This is a genomic window from Ralstonia insidiosa (assembly GCF_008801405.1).
GTDB classification, from domain to species: domain Bacteria; phylum Pseudomonadota; class Gammaproteobacteria; order Burkholderiales; family Burkholderiaceae; genus Ralstonia; species Ralstonia insidiosa.
In genome coordinates, this window is sequence record NZ_VZPV01000001.1 from 1606540 (window position 1) to 1623008 (window position 16469).

At 63.6% G+C, this 16469-nt stretch carries 14 protein-coding genes; 4 read left to right on the forward strand and 10 right to left on the reverse strand.

The features are described 5' to 3' along the window. The first annotated feature begins 107 nt into the window (after positions 1-107). Positions 108-761 (forward strand): DUF4136 domain-containing protein, encoded by a 654-nt coding sequence (locus F7R11_RS07705; protein ID WP_064802415.1) that lies wholly within the window; start codon positions 108-110, stop codon positions 759-761. A 306-nt stretch (positions 762-1067) separates the two neighbouring features. Then, positions 1068-3389: an NADP-dependent malic enzyme gene (locus F7R11_RS07710; RefSeq protein WP_021195037.1), complete on the forward strand. Its 2322-nt coding sequence runs from the start codon at positions 1068-1070 to the stop codon at positions 3387-3389. 215 nt (positions 3390-3604) lie between these two features. Here the strand turns inward: F7R11_RS07710 and F7R11_RS07715 are convergent, their stop codons facing one another. From F7R11_RS07715 to F7R11_RS07745, 7 genes are all read right to left on the reverse strand, one after another. After that, on the reverse strand, positions 3605-4675 hold the full coding sequence (locus F7R11_RS07715) for a porin (RefSeq protein ID WP_064802417.1): 1071 nt from the start codon (positions 4673-4675) through the stop codon (positions 3605-3607). Between the two features lie 137 nt (positions 4676-4812). After that, the gene (gene uraD, locus F7R11_RS07720) at positions 4813-5295 is read right to left on the reverse strand and encodes a 2-oxo-4-hydroxy-4-carboxy-5-ureidoimidazoline decarboxylase (RefSeq protein WP_049286102.1); all 483 of its coding nucleotides are present in this window, start codon (positions 5293-5295) and stop codon (positions 4813-4815) included. Positions 5296-5586: 291 nt separating this feature from the next. Continuing rightward, positions 5587-6108, reverse strand: coding sequence for a 2-oxo-4-hydroxy-4-carboxy-5-ureidoimidazoline decarboxylase (uraD, locus tag F7R11_RS07725; protein ID WP_064802419.1), 522 nt, complete (start codon positions 6106-6108; stop codon positions 5587-5589). Next, on the reverse strand, positions 6105-7067 hold the full coding sequence (puuE, locus tag F7R11_RS07730; protein WP_064802421.1) for an allantoinase PuuE: 963 nt from the start codon (positions 7065-7067) through the stop codon (positions 6105-6107). The genes uraD (F7R11_RS07725) and puuE overlap by 4 nt, the downstream gene beginning before the upstream one ends. A 195-nt stretch (positions 7068-7262) precedes the next feature. Continuing rightward, positions 7263-8693 carry an 8-oxoguanine deaminase gene (locus F7R11_RS07735; RefSeq protein ID WP_064802423.1) on the reverse strand — a complete coding sequence of 477 codons (1431 nt, stop codon included), beginning with the start codon at positions 8691-8693 and terminating at the stop codon, positions 7263-7265. Between the two features lie 4 nt (positions 8694-8697). Continuing rightward, positions 8698-10107 (reverse strand): nucleobase:cation symporter-2 family protein, encoded by a 1410-nt coding sequence (locus F7R11_RS07740; protein ID WP_064802425.1) that lies wholly within the window; start codon positions 10105-10107, stop codon positions 8698-8700. 99 nt (positions 10108-10206) lie between these two features. Beyond that, on the reverse strand, positions 10207-10968 hold the full coding sequence (locus tag F7R11_RS07745) for a GntR family transcriptional regulator (RefSeq protein WP_064802427.1): 762 nt from the start codon (positions 10966-10968) through the stop codon (positions 10207-10209). Positions 10969-11341: 373 nt separating this feature from the next. On the opposite strand from F7R11_RS07745, the gene uraH reads away from it, so the two are divergent. Further along, positions 11342-11695, forward strand: coding sequence for a hydroxyisourate hydrolase (gene uraH, locus F7R11_RS07750; RefSeq protein WP_021195029.1), 354 nt, complete (start codon positions 11342-11344; stop codon positions 11693-11695). A gap of 17 nt (positions 11696-11712) precedes the next feature. Beyond that, entirely contained in the window at positions 11713-12981 is a 1269-nt protein-coding gene (locus F7R11_RS07755) for a urate hydroxylase PuuD (RefSeq protein ID WP_064802429.1), read from the forward strand. A 276-nt stretch (positions 12982-13257) separates the two neighbouring features. Here F7R11_RS07755 and F7R11_RS07760 read toward each other — a convergent pair whose 3' ends face one another. The 3 genes from F7R11_RS07760 to F7R11_RS07770 all read right to left on the reverse strand — a co-directional run bounded on the left by F7R11_RS07760 (position 13258) and on the right by F7R11_RS07770 (position 16469). After that, positions 13258-13827, reverse strand: coding sequence for a TMEM165/GDT1 family protein (locus F7R11_RS07760; RefSeq protein WP_021195027.1), 570 nt, complete (start codon positions 13825-13827; stop codon positions 13258-13260). Between the two features lie 252 nt (positions 13828-14079). Further along, positions 14080-15414, reverse strand: a complete 1335-nt coding sequence (gene guaD / locus F7R11_RS07765; protein ID WP_064802431.1) for a guanine deaminase — start codon at positions 15412-15414, stop codon at positions 14080-14082. A gap of 17 nt (positions 15415-15431) precedes the next feature. Then, positions 15432-16469, reverse strand: coding sequence for an adenosine deaminase (locus F7R11_RS07770; protein WP_064802434.1), 1038 nt, complete (start codon positions 16467-16469; stop codon positions 15432-15434).

Sequence of the window (16469 nt, forward strand, 5' to 3'; positions counted from 1 at the left end):
GTCCCTGGGGGAATCTTCGGCGCGCAGGGTGACTCTGAGTAAAAGGCCGGGCGCAACGCGTTGCGGGCGCGCCGGAACCTGTCTGATTGAGAGTAGGGGGATTTTCTATGTGGAATTGGATCAAGAGGATCAAACCATCCGGTATCTGGCCGATGGCCGGGGCGCTGATGGCGGCCAGCCTGCTGGCGGGTTGTGCCAGCACCGTCACCAGCCAGGTCACGGCGTTCAAGCAGCCCGGCTGGGAAGACGCGCCGCCGCGCACCTATGCGTTTGAGCATACTGCAGCGCAGCAAAATGACCTGGAGCGCCAGACCTACGAGGCCTGGACGTCCGACCAACTCGCCGCTCGCGGTTTTGCCAGCGCGCCGCGTGCCAGCGCACGCTATCTCGTCCGCCTGGATTACTCGACGGCCACACGCCTTGTGCAGGTGCGCCAGCCGGTCTACCCCGATCCGTACTGGGGCCCTGGCCCATGGGGGCCGTGGCGTGGTCCGTGGGGGCCCTGGGGCCCGTGGGGTCCGCAATATGTCGACACCAACGTGCAGGTGCCGTTCTATGCCTATCACGTTGACATTGAAGACGCGGCATCGGGCAAGCGGGTCTATCAGGTGACCGCGCAGACTCAGGGGGGTGACGGTTCGTTGACTGCGGTGATGCCGTATCTGATTCGCAGCGCCTTCGCCAATTTCCCGGCGCCGAATGCGCAGCCCATCCTCGTGGAACTGCCCGTTGATCCATCGGTGAAACCAGCGGCTAAGTAGTGTGCCTGAGTGGGTTTTGGCAGGCGGTCTACGTTAGAATGCATGACCTAATTTGCGGGCCGCCAGCCGTACCCTCGCTTGAGCGTTGTCACTCCATCCCATCTCGCGCCGACCGCCACCCCTGGCCGGCGCAGCCTGCGCGCCGTCGCCACCCTTCTGACGGTGCACCGCAGCGCCTGCGGCCTTGCTCCCGGTTTCTCTCTGTTCTCACTGTTTTTTGCCACTTCGTCTCAGGGAGTTTCTGCCTGAGCGCATGTGCGTCTCATCTGCGGAACTCCTCATCAGGCTCCATCAGGATTCATCGACATGAACGACAAGCTTCACGACGCCTCGCCCGATTCCCAAGACCAGGGCGCCGAGGCCGAACTGCGCCGCGCCGCGTTTGAATACCACCGTGCCCCGACGCGCGGCAAGATCGAAGTGCGCCCGACCAAGGCGCTGATCAACCAGCGGGATCTGTCGCTGGCGTACTCGCCGGGCGTGGCGTATCCGTGTCTGGCGATCGAGCAGGATCCGGCGCTGGCGGCTGAGTACACCTCGCGCGGCAACCTTGTCGGCGTGATCACCAACGGCACCGCTGTGCTGGGCCTGGGCGATATCGGCCCGCTGGCCAGCAAGCCGGTGATGGAAGGCAAGGGCTGCCTGTTCAAGAAGTTTGCGGGCATCGACGTGTTCGATATCGAACTGGCCGAGCGCGATCCGGACAAGCTGGTCGACATCATCGCGGCGCTGGAGCCGACGCTGGGCGGTATCAACCTGGAAGACATCAAGGCGCCGGAGTGCTTCTACATCGAGCAGAAGCTGCGTGACCGGCTGAACATCCCCGTCTTCCACGACGATCAGCATGGCACGGCGATCATCTCGTCGGCGGCGCTGCTCAATGGCCTGAAGGTCGTTGGCAAGGAGATCGGCAGCGTGAAGGTGGCCGTGTCGGGCGCAGGTGCTGCAGCCATTGCCTGCCTGGACGTGATGGTGGGCCTGGGCGTCAAGCGCGAGAACATCTACGTGGTCGACTCGAAGGGCGTGATCTACGCTGGCCGCGACGCCAAGATGGAGGCGAACAAGGCGCGTTACGCGCAGGACACGTCAGCCCGTACGCTGGCTGACATCATGCGCGATGCCGATGTCTTCCTCGGCTGCTCGGCTGCTGGCGTGGTGACGGCCGACATGGTCAAGACCATGGCACCGAAGCCGATCATCCTGGCGCTGGCCAACCCCGAGCCGGAAATCCGCCCGGAAGTGGCCAAGGCCGCCCGCCCGGACTGCATCGTCGCCACGGGCCGTTCGGATTACCCGAACCAGGTCAACAACGTGCTGTGCTTCCCGTACATCTTCCGTGGCGCGCTCGATTGCGGCGCCACCAAGATCACGGAAGCGATGAAGCTTGCGTGCGTGAAGGCCATCGCTGAGCTGGCCGAAGCCGAAACCAACGACGCCGTGGCGCAGGCCTACGCTGGCCAGGACCTGACTTTCGGCCCGGACTACATCATCCCGAAGCCGTTCGACTCGCGCCTGATCGAGAAGATCGCCCCGGCGGTTGCCAAGGCTGCGGAAGAGTCCGGCGTGGCCACGCGCCCGATCAAGGATCTGGATGCCTATCGCGCCCAGTTGAGCGACTACGTCTACCACACCGGCCTGACCATGCGCCCGGTGTTCTCGGCCGCCAAGGCCAACCCGAAGCGCGTTGTCTACACCGAAGGTGAAGAAGAGCGCGTGCTGCGCGCCGTGCAGACGGTGGTGGACGAAGGCCTGGCCAAGCCGATCCTGATCGGCCGCCCGCACGTGATCGAAATGCGCATCCAGAAGGCTGGCCTGCGCCTGAAGGCGGGCGTGCACTTCGAACTGGTGAACCCGGAAGATGATGCGCGTTACCACCAGTACCACACGACGTATCACGAGCTGATGGGTCGCAATGGCGTGACGCCGGATATGGCCAAGTCAGCGCTGCGCCGCTCGAACACGCTGATCGGCGCGCTGCTGGTACGCCTGGGCGATGCTGACGCGATGCTGTGCGGCACCGTCGGCCGCTTCGATGCACACCTGGAACATGTGCGCGACGTGATCGGCCTGGCCCCGAACGCCAAGGTGTTCGCCGCCATGAACGGCCTGATGCTGGAGAAACACACGCTGTTCATCACGGACACCTTCGTCAACGAGAACCCGAGCGCTGAAGAGCTGGCCGACATCACCAAGCTGGCGGCAGAAGAAGTGCGCCGCTTTGGCCAGGAGCCGAAGGTGGCGATGCTGTCGCACTCGATGTTCGGCTCGTCGAAGAGTGCGTCGGCGCGCAAGGTGCGTGCGGCGTATGACCTGCTGAAGGCCGAGGTGCCCGAGCTGCAGGTGGAGGGCGAGATCCAGGGTGATGCGGCGCTGTCGGAAGACATCCGCCACCACTTCCTGCCCAAGAGCGCGTTTGCCGGCAGTGCCAACCTGCTGGTGATGCCGACGCTGGATGCCGCCAACATCACGTTCAACGTGCTCAAGATGACGGGCGGGCAGGGCGTGACGGTGGGCCCGATTTTGCTGGGCGCAGCCAAGCCGGTGCACATCTTGAACCCGTCGGCTACGTCGCGCCGTATCGTCAACATGACGGCGCTGGCGGTGGCAGACGTGTCGGCGGCACGTTGATCGGCTGACTTGCCAAACCAGGGCCACGCTGCGCGCGACGGCCTTGAATGAGGAGCGGCGCCTGAAGCGATTCAGGCGCCGTTTTTCTATGGCGGGTTCGGGATCAGGAGACTCAGATCGGCAGGCAGAAAAAAACGGCGCCCGAGCCCCGGAACGCCGTTTGAAGGATCCGCCCGCGCTGTCGAGACGCGGGCGGTGACAAGGAAAGCAACCGCTTAGAACTTCGCGCGGATGCCCACGCCGAAGGTGTCGGCGGACGACAGGGTCGAGACCTTGTCGCGGAAGTACGCGGCGTACACGTCGGTACGCTTGGACAGCGAGTAGTCGTAGCCGACGGCCCAGGTGTTGCGCTTCACGTCTGCAGCACCCGAGGTCTTCGTGTATGCGTACGATGCCAGGATGCTGCCCGCGCCCAGCGGAATCGATGCACCCAGTTGGCCGCCGTTGCTCTTGGCGTCACCCGTGGCGATCGTATTCTTGATGTACTGGTACTGGCCGTACAGCTTGACCACGCCGAAGTCGTATGTAGCGCCCAGTTGTGCTGCCGACTGACGCTGGAAGCCTGCCACCAGGCTGTTCAGGTCGCCCGGTTTCGAATCGAAGCGCACTTGCTGGAAGGCTGCCGTGGCTGCGAAGTTGCCGTGGAAGTAGAGGAAGTTGCCGCCCCACTTGTTCTGGCCATTGTGGCCGGCTTGCTCGCCCGCACCGTAGATGAAGTTGCCGGTCAGGCCATTGAAGTCCGGCGTGCTGTACAGGATCGAGTTGTTCCAACCCGAATCGCCCACCAGACCCGAGATGCCGCCGGGGCCGGTGAGGCCGTTGCCCAGGTAGGTGTGGAACACCATCGGCGAGAAAGTGTACGAATCGCCGTACGGGTTGAACAGGATTGTCGAAACGAAGTACGGCGGCGTAATGCGGCCGAGCTTGATCGTGCCCCAGGCGTTGGACGACAGCCCCACGTTGGCATTACGCGCGAAGAACGTGTCGCCATCAAAGCGGCCGGCCTTGCCGGTGTCGGGGCGGAAGAAGGCTTCCAACGCGAAGATCGCCTTCAGGCCGTTGCCCAGATCTTCGTTGCCCTTCATGCCCCAGTACGACGTGGACATGCCGCCCGAGTTGACAACCGCCGCGCGGTCAGACGCGCCCAGGTTCTTGGTCATGCCGGCCCAGGCATCCACCAGGCCGTACAGCGTGACGGACGATTGCGCTTGCGCACCGGCACTCATTGCCCCCAGTGCCGATGCCACTGCCAGCGCAGCAGCGCCACGCTTGAATTTGGACTGCATTTGCTACCTCCTTTGTTGTTGAAGATCACTGTGGGTTGCGCCGCATTCTTTGATGCAGTCGCAGGCCGGCCGGTCAGGTTCCATGCCGTGCGGTGTCCTATGCCCCATGACACCGCGCCCACAGCGTTTTTTGCTGATTAACCTGAAATCAAATCATTCAAGCGGAAGCTCACGACGCGATTGATCTGCTCTAGCGCATTGCGCAGTTCGGTGTCGTGGTCGTTATTCAGCCGCTTGGTCATGGCATCGAAGATGGCCTGCCGGTCATAGCCGCGCACGGCCATGACGAACGGGAAGCCGAACTTCTCGCTGTAACGTGCGTTGAGGCTTTGCAGACGTACCAACTCTTCGGGTGTCAACTGGTTCAGGCCCGCACCACCTTGCTCGCTGGTGGAGGCCGCGGTCATCTCGCCGCGCTCGGCGGCCTTGCCAGCCAGTTCCGGGTGAGCGCGCACCAGCGTGATCTGCTGCGCTTCACCTGCGCGCTCCACCACATGGCGCATGGCGGCGCGCAGTGCGTCGGCTGAGGCAAACGGACGCTGCGATGCCACGCGTTCGGCTACCCAAGGCGAGTGCTCATAGACGCCGCCGAGCGCTTGCACAAACTGCGCATCACTCATGGCATTGAGCTGTGCGATGGAGTAGGTGGTGCGCGCAGCGTTGGCGCTGGCCTTTTGAGCGGGCTGCGGCGCGGGCGACTGGCCAATGGCGTTTGCGTTCACAACCGTGAACACGGACAACACCGCAAGCGTCGTGATGCTGCGCTTGATGGTCCATTGCATGTTGCTGTCTCCTGTGTGAGGTCTTGTGCCGCACACCACGCTGCACTCTCTGGTGCAATCGCGGACCGGCCGGTCAGGCAATCCGGCCGGGCAGCGCCCCGTGCTCGCTACGTTTGCAGCGTCGTGCTGTCAGCCTGAAATCAAATCGTTCAGACGGAAACCGGCGATGCGATGAATCTGTTCCAGCGATGTACGCAGTTCAGTGTCGTGGTCGTTCTCAACACGCTTGCTGAAGTTGTCGATGATGCCGTGGCGGTCATAGCCACGCACCGCCAGGATGAACGGGAAGCCGAACTTCTCGTTGTACTGGGCGTTGAGCGCCTGCAGGCGTGCGAACTCCTCCGGCGTGCACTGGTTCAGGCCCGCGCCGCTTTGTTCGCGTGTCGATTCCGCCGTCAGCTCACCGCGCACGGCGGCCTTGCCGGCGAGTTCCGGGTGAGCGCGCACGAGCTTGAGCTGCGGCTCAATACCGGCAGCGTCCACGGCGTGGCGCATGGCAGCGGTGAGCGCGTCGGCCGAGGCAAACGGGCGCTGCGTGGCGGCTTGTTCAGCCACCCACGGCGAGTGCTCGTAGATGCCGCCCAGGACTTGCACGAACTGCGGTGCGTCCATGCTGTTGAGTTGCGAGAGGGTATAGGTGGTCTGGCTCATGCTGTGGTGCTCAAAACGGGTTGCTTTGCATACGGGTGGTTCTGCATCCAGTGCTGCGCAATGTCGATGCGCCGGCAGATCCACACCTTGTCGTGCGATTGCACGTAATCCAGGAAGCGCTGCAGTGCGCGGAAGCGCCCCGGTCGACCCAGCAGGCGGCAGTGCATGCCGATCGACAGCATCTTCGGTGCGGCCAGCCCGTTGGGGTCGCCTTCCTCGTACAGCACGTCGAAGGCGTCCTTCAGGTACTGGTAAAAGTGGTCGGCCGTGTTGAAGCCTTGCGGGCTGGCGAAGCGCATGTCGTTGGTGTCGAGCGTGTACGGCACCACCAGGTGCGGCTTCTTTTCACCGCCCGAGACTTCGACTTCAGTCCAGAAGGGCAGGTCGTCGCCGTAGTAGTCGGCGTCATAGGCGAAGCCGCCATGCTCGACCACCAGGCGGCGCGTGTTGGGGCTGTCGCGGCCGGTGTACCAGCCCAGCGGCGCATTGCCGGTCAACTCGCGGATGATCTCCACGCCAATGCGCATGTGCTCGCGCTCGGTGGCTTCGTCGATGTTCTGGTAGTGGATCCAGCGCCAGCCGTGGCACGCGATTTCGTGGCCCAGATCAACGAAGGCTTGCGTCACGTCCGGATGGCGCTGCAGGGCCATCGACACGCCGAAGATCGTCATCGGCAGGCCGCGCTTTTCGAACTCGCGCAGGATGCGCCAGACGCCCGCGCGCGAGCCGTATTCGTAGATGCCTTCCATGCTCATGTGGCGAGCAGGGTAGGCGGCTGCGCCGATGATCTCGGAGAGAAATTGCTCCGAGCCGGCATCGCCGTGCAGCACGCAGTTTTCACCGCCTTCTTCGTAGTTGAGGACGAACTGCAGTGCTACGCGCGCGCCGCCCGGCCAGTTGGCGTTGGGCGGGTTTTTGCCGTAACCGATGAGATCGCGCGGATAGCTATTGTTGGTCATGATTTCTTGGGTCGAGGAGACTTCATACAACACCGGTCAGACGGTGAAATGGCGCTTTCCAAATTCACGACATCACGGTTGGATGTTGTTCCTGCCAGCGGGCGGGGCCGGCAGCTTGAAGGCGCCGGGTTGCCGCTGTTGCAGGAACGCCGCAGTAGTGCGGTCTTGTCATGAAATTGGCGAGCCTCCATCACGTCAGGCCGAGACTGCCCGGGCAGCTTGCGCCAGTTCCAGCGCGAGCTTCCGGTGAACCGTGAGATGGGCATCGAGTTCCAGCGTGGTCAGGCGGCCGTCTTCAACGACCACGCGCCCGTTGATCACGCTGTGCGCCACGTTGGACGGGGCGCAGAAGACCAGCGCAGCGACCGGGTCGTGGTCGGCGCCGGCAAAGCTGACTTGATGGCGGTCGAAGCTGACAAAGTCAGCCGACATGCCGGGGGCGAGCGCGCCGATGTCGTCGCGGTTGAGCACACGGGCACCGCCGAGCGTAGCGATTTCCAGCGCTTCACGTGCGCTCATCGCCGCAGGGCCGAAGCCGACGCGCGCGAGCAGCATCGCCTGGCGCGTTTCACCCAGCATGTGGGCGCCATCGTTCGAGGCGCTGCCGTCTACGCCCAGGCCGACGGGCACGCCGGCATCGCGCATGGTGCGGATCGGCGCAATGCCCGAGGCGAGGCGCATGTTCGAGCACGGGCAGTGCGCCACGCCCGTGCCGGTGCGCGCGAACACGTCGATGCCGTGCGCGTCGAGCTTGACGCAGTGCGCATGCCAGACGTCGTGGCCGACCCAGCCTAGGTCTTCGGCGTATTCCGCGGGCGTCATGCCGAACTTCTCGCGCGAGTAGGCGATGTCGTTGTCGTTCTCGGCCAGGTGGGTGTGCATCGACACGCCGTAGCTGCGCGCGAGCTTGGCCGATTCACGCATCAGATCGCGCGAGACGGAGAAGGGGGAGCATGGCGCCACCACCAGGCGCAGCATGGAATGGCGATCGGCGTCGTGCCAGGTTTCGATCAGGCGCTGCGTTTCCTTGAGGATGGCCTCTTCGCCCTCGACCACGCGGTCCGGTGGCAGACCGCCCTGGCTGCGACCTACGCTCATGCTGCCGCGTGCGGCGTGAAAGCGCATGCCGATCTGCTGCGCAGCTTCGATGGAGTCATCGAGCCGGCTGCCGTTGGGATACAAATAAAGGTGGTCGCTGGAGGTCGTGCAGCCCGAGAGCAGCAGTTCCGCCATCGCTGTGAGGGTCGACACACGTACCATCTCGGGCGTGAGACCCGCCCACACCGGATACAGGTTCGTGAGCCAGCCGAACAGTTCAGCGTCCTGCGCAGCGGGCAGGGCGCGCGTCAGGCTCTGATACATGTGGTGGTGCGTGTTGACGAAGCCGGGCGTGACCACGTGGTCGCGCAACTCCATCACACGCACGTTGGGCTGGCGGGTTGTGTCACGAGCGGCATCGCGATACTGCGTCGGCAGATCGGCCGTGGCACCCACCCATTCGATCACGCCACCGCGCGCCACCAGGGCGCCGTCCGGGATCTCGCGGCGTTGCGCATCCATGGTGACCAGCACATCAGCGTGCCGGGCGATCAGGAGCGGGTCGTTGTGCGCGACAGTGGCGTTCATGCAATTACTCCGTGCCGTGGGTGTTGGCAGCAGCGTCGCGCATGGCGTGCTCGGCCGACTGCATGCCGTTGTAGTAGAGGTTCAGCGTGACGGCGACCAGCGTGCCCAGCACAATGCCGCTGTGCGTGACCGGCTCCAGCCAATGCGGCAGGTACTGGAAGAACGTCGGCGCCAGCGTCGGGATCATGCCGAAGCCGATCGAGATGGCCACGATGAACAGGTTGTGGCGGTACTTGTTGAAGTCGATCGAGCCCAGGATGCGCACGCCCGTGGCGGCCACCATGCCAAACATCACGATGCCGGCGCCGCCCAGCACGAAGGAGGGCACCGAAGCCACGATATGCGCCATCTTCGGGAACAGCCCCAGCACGATCAGGATGATGCCGCCCATGGCTGCCACGAAACGCGAGCGCACGCCGGTGACCGTCACCAAGCCCACGTTCTGCGAGAACGAGGTGTACGGGAAGGTGTTGAACACACCGCCGATCACGGTGCCCAGACCGTCAGCGCGCAGGCCGCGGGTCAGGTCATCGGTGGAAAGCTTCTTGCCGGTGATCTCAGCCAGCGCCAGGAACATGCCGGTCGATTCCACCAGCGTGATCATCATCACGATGCACATCGAGGCGATGGCGCCGAAGTGGAAGGTCGGCATGCCAAAGTGCAGTGGCGTGATGACGGCCACCCAGTCGGCGTCGGCAATGCCGGCAAAGCTGACCTTGCCGAATGCCATGGCGATGAACGTGCCGATCACGATACCCAGCAGCACGGCGATGTTGCCGATCAGGCCTTTGCCGTACTTGGTCAGCAACAGGATGATGACCAACACCGCCGCTGCGATGGCCAGGTTGCCGAGGTTGCCGTATTCCAGGTTCGGTACGGTTTGCAGCACGCCGTCGACCACCGCTTTCTTGGTCGGCTGACCGCCTGCGGCCCAGTTGATGCCCACGCCCATCAGCGACATGCCGATCAGCGTAATGACGGTGCCCGTCACGACCGGTGGGAAGAGCCCCAGCACGCGCCCCATGAGCGGCGCAACGATGATCCCGAATATCCCCGCCGCGATGACCGCGCCATAAATGCCCAGCAGGCCGATGGTGGGGTCGGTGCCGATGGCGATCATCGGGCCGACGGAGGCGAAGGTCACACCCATCATGACCGGCATGCGAATACCGAACTTCCAGATGCCGAACGCCTGGATGAGCGTGGCAAGACCAGCCGCAAACAAATCGGCATTGATCAGGAAAGCCATCTGCTCCTTGGGCAGATGTAGTGCGCCGCCCACGATGAGCGGCACCGCCACGGTGCCTGCATACATTACCAATACATGTTGCAACCCCAATGCGAGCAGGCGTCCGTACGCCACGCGCTCATTGGTCAAATCCGCCGTGGGGGCGGCGATGGTGCTGCTTGTCATGAAGGTCTCCTTCGGGTGGTCAGCCGGACGGGCGTCCGGCTTGCGGCGGCCGGCCTCTGTCGTGCCAGCTCGCCCAATACAGCAAAACTGGTCCTTGACTTAGCCTTTCTCCGTGCCGCGCGGGCCCAATACCGAACGCAGGTCGAAATCAGCGGGCGCTTCCGGGCGCACGCGATCCGCGCAGCATTGCAAGTGCTGGGCCATGTGGGCCTGGGCAGCGCTGGCGTCGCCGCGCTCCAGGGCGTTGAGGATGTCGAGGTGTTCGTCGAACGAGCAGGCGTTGTTGCCCGGGGCTTCAACGCTGGCAATCATCAGCGTGGTGCGCGACACCAGGCGGCGCATCATCTCGACGACCAGCGGGTTGCCGGCCTGCTCAGCCAGCGCGACGTGGAATTCCGCAGAAAGACGAATCCAGCGTGGGCGGTCCTGCGTGACGAACGCCTGGCGCTCCTGCTTGACGAGTTCCATCAGGGGCGCGATGGCCGCCTTGGGGTCGCTGCTATGGCCGACCTTGTCGAGCACGGCGCGCTCCAGGATCTGGCGCAGCTCAAACATGGCGTGCGCTTCGTCGATGGACGGTGCAGCAATGAAGGCGCCGCGATTTGGCTCCAGATCAACCAGCCCGTCAGCAGCCAGCTGGGAGAAGACTTTGCGCACCGTGTGGCGTGCGGTGGCATAGATTTCGCAAAGCGCATGCTCCGTCAGTTTGGTGCGCGGAGGCAGGCGGTGCTCCATGATCGCGTCGTAGATCTCGTGGTACATCCGTTCTTCAACCGACATACGTGCCCCCGATGCCTTGGTGCCCGACGTACCGGGCTTTAGCGTCGTTTCCGTGGAGACCAGCTTGAGATTCTTGGACATGGCAGACCCGCCTTTGAGTAACGCATCGCAGCATAAGCAACTGCGAAAATCTGTTGACAATTATTCGTGGGCGCCTTCAATATTGTCAACAAAATGCGTTCGGGAATTCGACAAACTAGGGAAATCCCTGTTTCAAGTCCCCACGAGGACAGGGAGTCGAGCCCAGAACGAGCGACGGCTTTGCCGGTTTGGCATGCCCCTTCCATACGAAGGCGGCAAGCGTAAACCGGCTGGACGCGCGCCGGGATGCGTGCACAGCACGTACCGAGCGGGCCCCGACGCCAGCCCTTGTCCAGCCTTGGACACAAGGGGTTCGCGAGGTGCAAGTGGAGGCAGCGGCGCTTCTGAAAATTCGAACTACAGAGGAAGACAAATGGGACGCTTGACTACCCATGTGCTCGACACCGCTGCAGGCACGCCGGGTCAAAACCTGGCGATCGCTCTGTTTAAGATTGTCGACAATCAGCGCCAACCGGTGAAATCGGTTCGCACCAATCACGATGGCCGTTGCGATGCGCCGCTGCTGGAAGGCGACGCGCTGCAGACCGGCGTCTATGAGCTGGACTTCGCGGTGGGCGAGTACTACCGCGCAGCCGGCGTCAAACTCCCCGAGCCCGCGTTCCTGGACGTGGTGACGCTGCGCTTTGGCGTGGCCGATACCAGCGCGCACTACCACGTGCCGCTGCTGGTGTCGCCGTGGTCGTATTCGACCTATCGCGGCAGCTAACAGGGCAGGGAGCAATCATGGAAGGCTATATCCTCGACTGGGCCAACTTGCTCTTGCGTTGGCTGCACGTGATCGTCGCGATCGCGTGGATCGGTTCGTCGTTCTACTTCGTCTGGTTGGATAACAGCCTGACCAAGCCGACCGCACCGGACCTGAAGGACAAGGGCGTCGACGGCGAACTGTGGGCCGTGCACGGCGGCGGGTTCTACAACCCGCAGAAGTACCTGCTGGCACCGAAGCAACTGCCGGATCATCTGCACTGGTTCTACTGGGAGTCGTATTCCACCTGGATGTCGGGCTTTGCTCTGCTGACGGTGGTGTACCTGTTCAACGCCAACGTCTACATGATCGACCGCAACGTGTTCGACATGACGGCGACGACGGCGGTGCTGCTGGCGCTGGGTTTCCTGGTGGTCGGCTGGCTGGTGTACGACACTATCTGCCGCGTGTTCGGCAAGAACGACCGTGTGGTCGGCATTCTGGTGGCGATCTATGTGGCGCTGGCTGCGTTTGCGGCGTGCCACCTGTTCTCGGGCCGCGCTGCGTTCCTGCTGATCGGCGCGATGATCGCGACCATCATGAGTGCCAACGTGTTCTTCTGGATCATCCCGGGGCAACGCAAGGTGGTGGCCTCGCTCAAGGCTGGCGAGAAGCCGGACCCGATCCACGGCAAGCGCGGCAAGCAGCGCAGCGTGCACAACACGTACTTCACGCTGCCGGTGCTGTTCGCGATGCTGTCGAACCACTACAGCATGACGTACGCGTTCAAGTACAACTGGGCTGTGCTGATCCTGATCATGGTGGCTGGCGTGTTGATCCGTCAGTTCTTCATCCTGAAGCACAAGGGCGTGGTGAACTGGGGTTATCCGGCAGCTGGCGTTGCTGTGCTGCTGGGCGTGGCGGTGTGGCTGGCGCCGGTGCAACAACCGGCAGCGCCTGCTGTGGCGGAAAGCGCAGCAGCAGCTCCGGTTGCAGCAGCAGAAGGTGGCGCTTCGGCACCTGCCGTAGCCGCTCCGTCAGCCGCTGGCGGTTCGGAGTTCGCCAAAGTACAGGCAGTCGTTACCGCGCGGTGCTACCAATGTCACTCGGCTCATCCTACTCTGATGCCTTCGCCGGCTAAGGGCGTATTGCTCGATACGCCGGACCAGTTGTCCGCGCATGCACAACTCGTCTACCAACAGGTGGTGCAACAGAAGCTGATGCCGCTGGGCAACGTTACGAACATCACCGATGACGAGCGCACGATCATCGCCAAGTGGTTTGAAGGCGGCGCCAAGACCAACTAAGGCGCACGCCAGAGCAAGAGCAACAACAGAAACGGTTTATCGGAGCATGTCATTCGTTCCCTAGCGGGTGACGTGACCGGTGAGGGTTGAACGGGGCTACGGCCCCGTTTTTTTTGTCCCGGGAATCTGTCTACGGTGCGTCTTGTGGGGACTGATCTGAATGCCGCTATACGCGTTGTAGGTGCGACTTGAGGTGGGGTCTTGCCCCACCTTGAAGTGGTTGCTGCGAAGCTGTCAGCAGGCGCTGAGCGGGCGCCCAGAGCCTTTGATCTGCACTTACTTGCCGACACCCAGCAGCGCTAGCACACCCAGCACCAAGAAGATCAGCGCCGCAATCCGGTGCACCAGCTTGATCGGCATGCGCGACGCGAACTTGTTGCCCATCAGCACCGCAGGCACGTTGGCCAGCAGCATGCCGATGGTCGTACCAGCCACCACGGACACCACATCATTGAAGCGTGCCGCCAGCGCCACCGTGGCGATCTGCGTCTTGTCGCCCATCTCGGCAAAGAAGAACGCAACGATGGTGGTGCCGAGAATGCCCAGGCCGCGCGTGTCTTTCGGCGCCTCTTCATCATCGAGCTTGTCGGGAATCAGCATCCAGCCAGCCATGGCGATGAACGCGATACCAAGAATCCACCGCAGCGCGTTTTCGCCGAGCACATGCGTGATCCAGCCGCCGACGGCGCCGGCCAGCGCGTGATTGACGAGGGTGGAGATGAAGATGCCGAGAATGATCGGCACTGGCTTGCGAAAACGCGCGGCCAGCAGGATCGACAGCAGCTGCGTTTTATCGCCGATTTCCGCGAGGGCGACGATGCCGGTGGAGACGAGAAAGGCTTCCATGTTGTTGTGGTGTCCGGGCCGTGTGCGAACCAATGACGCACCGCTGCCGGCCCTATCCGCAGAGGTGTGTCATCGGTCTCGCCAGGCGCGTCACCAAGGTGCCACGCATCTTTCGATACGGCGCACCCCGAGTGGCTGCTGACCACGCCATAACCGTCTGCCATTGCAGCGACGGTCAAGTCTGTTGACGTGGCCCTCGAAGTCTCAACTTCGAGCGGCTACTCCCCAATGGAAGCCGCGATTATAAGTGCATCAGGCGTTGGCGCCAACCGCAAATTTGGCCGGCTCGCCTTGGATGTAAGTGGCGGATACCGCACGGTCTTCGCCCAGCAGCGCGAGCGAGAACAGCAGTTCTTCCAGCGTTTCCGAGCGTGCATTGCGGCGCGCCAGTAGCGGCGTGGCGGCCGGGTCCAGCACGATGAAGTCGGCTTCGGCGCCCGGCACGAAGCTGCCGATGCGGTCTTCCCAGCCCAGCGCCTCGGCGGCGCCGCGCGTGGCGAGGTAGAACATGCGCAACGCGGTCAGGTGATAGCCGCCCATGCGCGCAACCTTGTGCGCCGTGCCCATCGTGCGCAGCATCGAGAACGAGCTGCCGCCGCCCACGTCGGTGGCGAGCGTGAGCGCCAGGCGGTGCGCGTCGTTCTTGTGGAAGTTGTACAGGCCGCTGCCCAGGAACAGGTTGGACGTGGGGCAGTGCGCCACGGCCGCGCCGGATTCCGCCATGCGCTGGCGGTCGCTGTCGTCCAGCCAGATGGCGTGGCCGTAGAAGGCGCCCTTGCGCAGCAGGCCGTACTTGTCATACACGTCCAGGTAGCTGCGCGCGTTCGGGAACAGCTCGGCCACCCACTTCACTTCGTCCGGATTCTCGGCAACGTGGGTCTGGATGAAGACGTCCGGGTACTGCTTGGCCAGCTCGCCAGTGGCGGCCAGCTGTGCTTCGCTCGAAGTCGGTGCGAACCGCGGCGTGATGGCGTAGGCCAGGCGGTCCTTGCCGTGCCAGCGCGAGATCAGATCGGCCGAGTCGCGCGCGCCGGATTCCGCCGTGTCCTGCAGGTATTCCGGGCAGTTGCGGTCCATCATCACCTTGCCGGTGATCAGGCGCATGCCGCGCTGCTGCGCTTGGCTGAACAGCGTCTCCGCCGAGCCGCGATGCACGGTGCTCCACACCATCGCGCTGGTGGTGCCGTTGCGGAGCAACTCATCGAGGAAGAACGAGGCGACGCCAGCGGCGTACTGCTCGCTTTCGAAGCGGCGCTCTTCCGGGAAGGTGTACGTCTCCAGCCAGTGCAGCAGGCCCGGCGACGGCGACGCGATCATGTCCGTCTGCGGGAAGTGCACGTGCGTGTCGATAAAGCCCGGCACGATCAACTTGCCGCTGTAGTCGTGCAGTTGCGTGCCGGCGGGCAGGTTCTCGCGCAGCGCGGCGTAGTCGCCGGCTTGCACGACCTTGCCGCCCATGACCACGAGCAGGCCGTCTTCCCAATACTCATAGGCATCGCGCTCGCGATACTGCGGATCGTGCAGGAAATGCAGCACGCGGCCGCGGTAGGCGTGAACGGTGTTGGAAGTCGGAGGCATCGTGGTCATCGTCGTCTCGTGATGTTTTAGTGTGTGGCTTTCCAGTGGTCGTCGACCTTGGCCAGCCACAGGGCTTTGTCCTGTTCGGGCAGGAAGGACGCCTCGAAGCTGTTGCGCGCAAGCGTGTGGGCATCGGCAGCGGACAGGTCGAGGGCGTTGAAGGTGGCGAGCCAGTTGGTGTTCATGTAGCCGCCAAAGTAGGCTGGGTCATCGGAGTGCAGGGTCACTGCGCAGCCGGCATCCAGCAGTTGCTTGAGCGAGTGATCGCGCAAGTCGGGGTAGACCTTCAGCTTTTCGTTCGACAGCGGGCAGACCGTCAGGGCGATGCGCTCGGCAGCCAGGCGCTTGACGAGCGCGGCGTCATCGATGGCGCGCACGCCGTGGTCGATGCGTTCCACGTTCAGGATGTCGAGCGCGTCGATCACGTATTGCGCCGGGCCTTCTTCACCGGCATGGGCCACCAAGCGCAGGCCCAGTTCCTTGCAGCGGGCGAACACGCGCGCGAACTTCTCCGGCGGGTTGCCGCGTTCCGACGAATCCAGCCCCACGCCGATGATGCGGTTGGCCGGGTCCTGGATATAGGGCAGGGCGGCTTCGAGCGTGGCGAAGGCGTCTTCCTCGCTCAGGTGGCGCAGGAAGCAGAGGATCAGCAGGCTGGAGAACCCATGCTCGCGCTCGGCATCATCCAGCGCGCGGACGATGCCGTTGATCACCACGTGCATCGGCACGTTGCGCGCGGTGTGCGTTTGCGGGTCGAAGAAGATCTCGGCGTGGTGGACGTTGTCGGCCAGTGCGCGCGCCACATACGCGGCGGTCATGTCGTAGAAATCCTGCTCGGTGAGCAGCACGCTGGCGCCGGCGTAGTACAGGTCGAGAAACGATTGCAGATCGTCGAAGGCGTAGGCGGCGCGCACTTCTTCGACGGACGCATACGGCAGCTTGACGCCGTTGCGCTCGGCCAGCGCGAACATCAGTTCGGGTTCGAGCGAGCCTTCAATGTGGATGTGCAGTTCGGCTTTGGGGCTGGTAGCGATGCGTTCTGCAAGTGTGGGAGAGATCGGCAT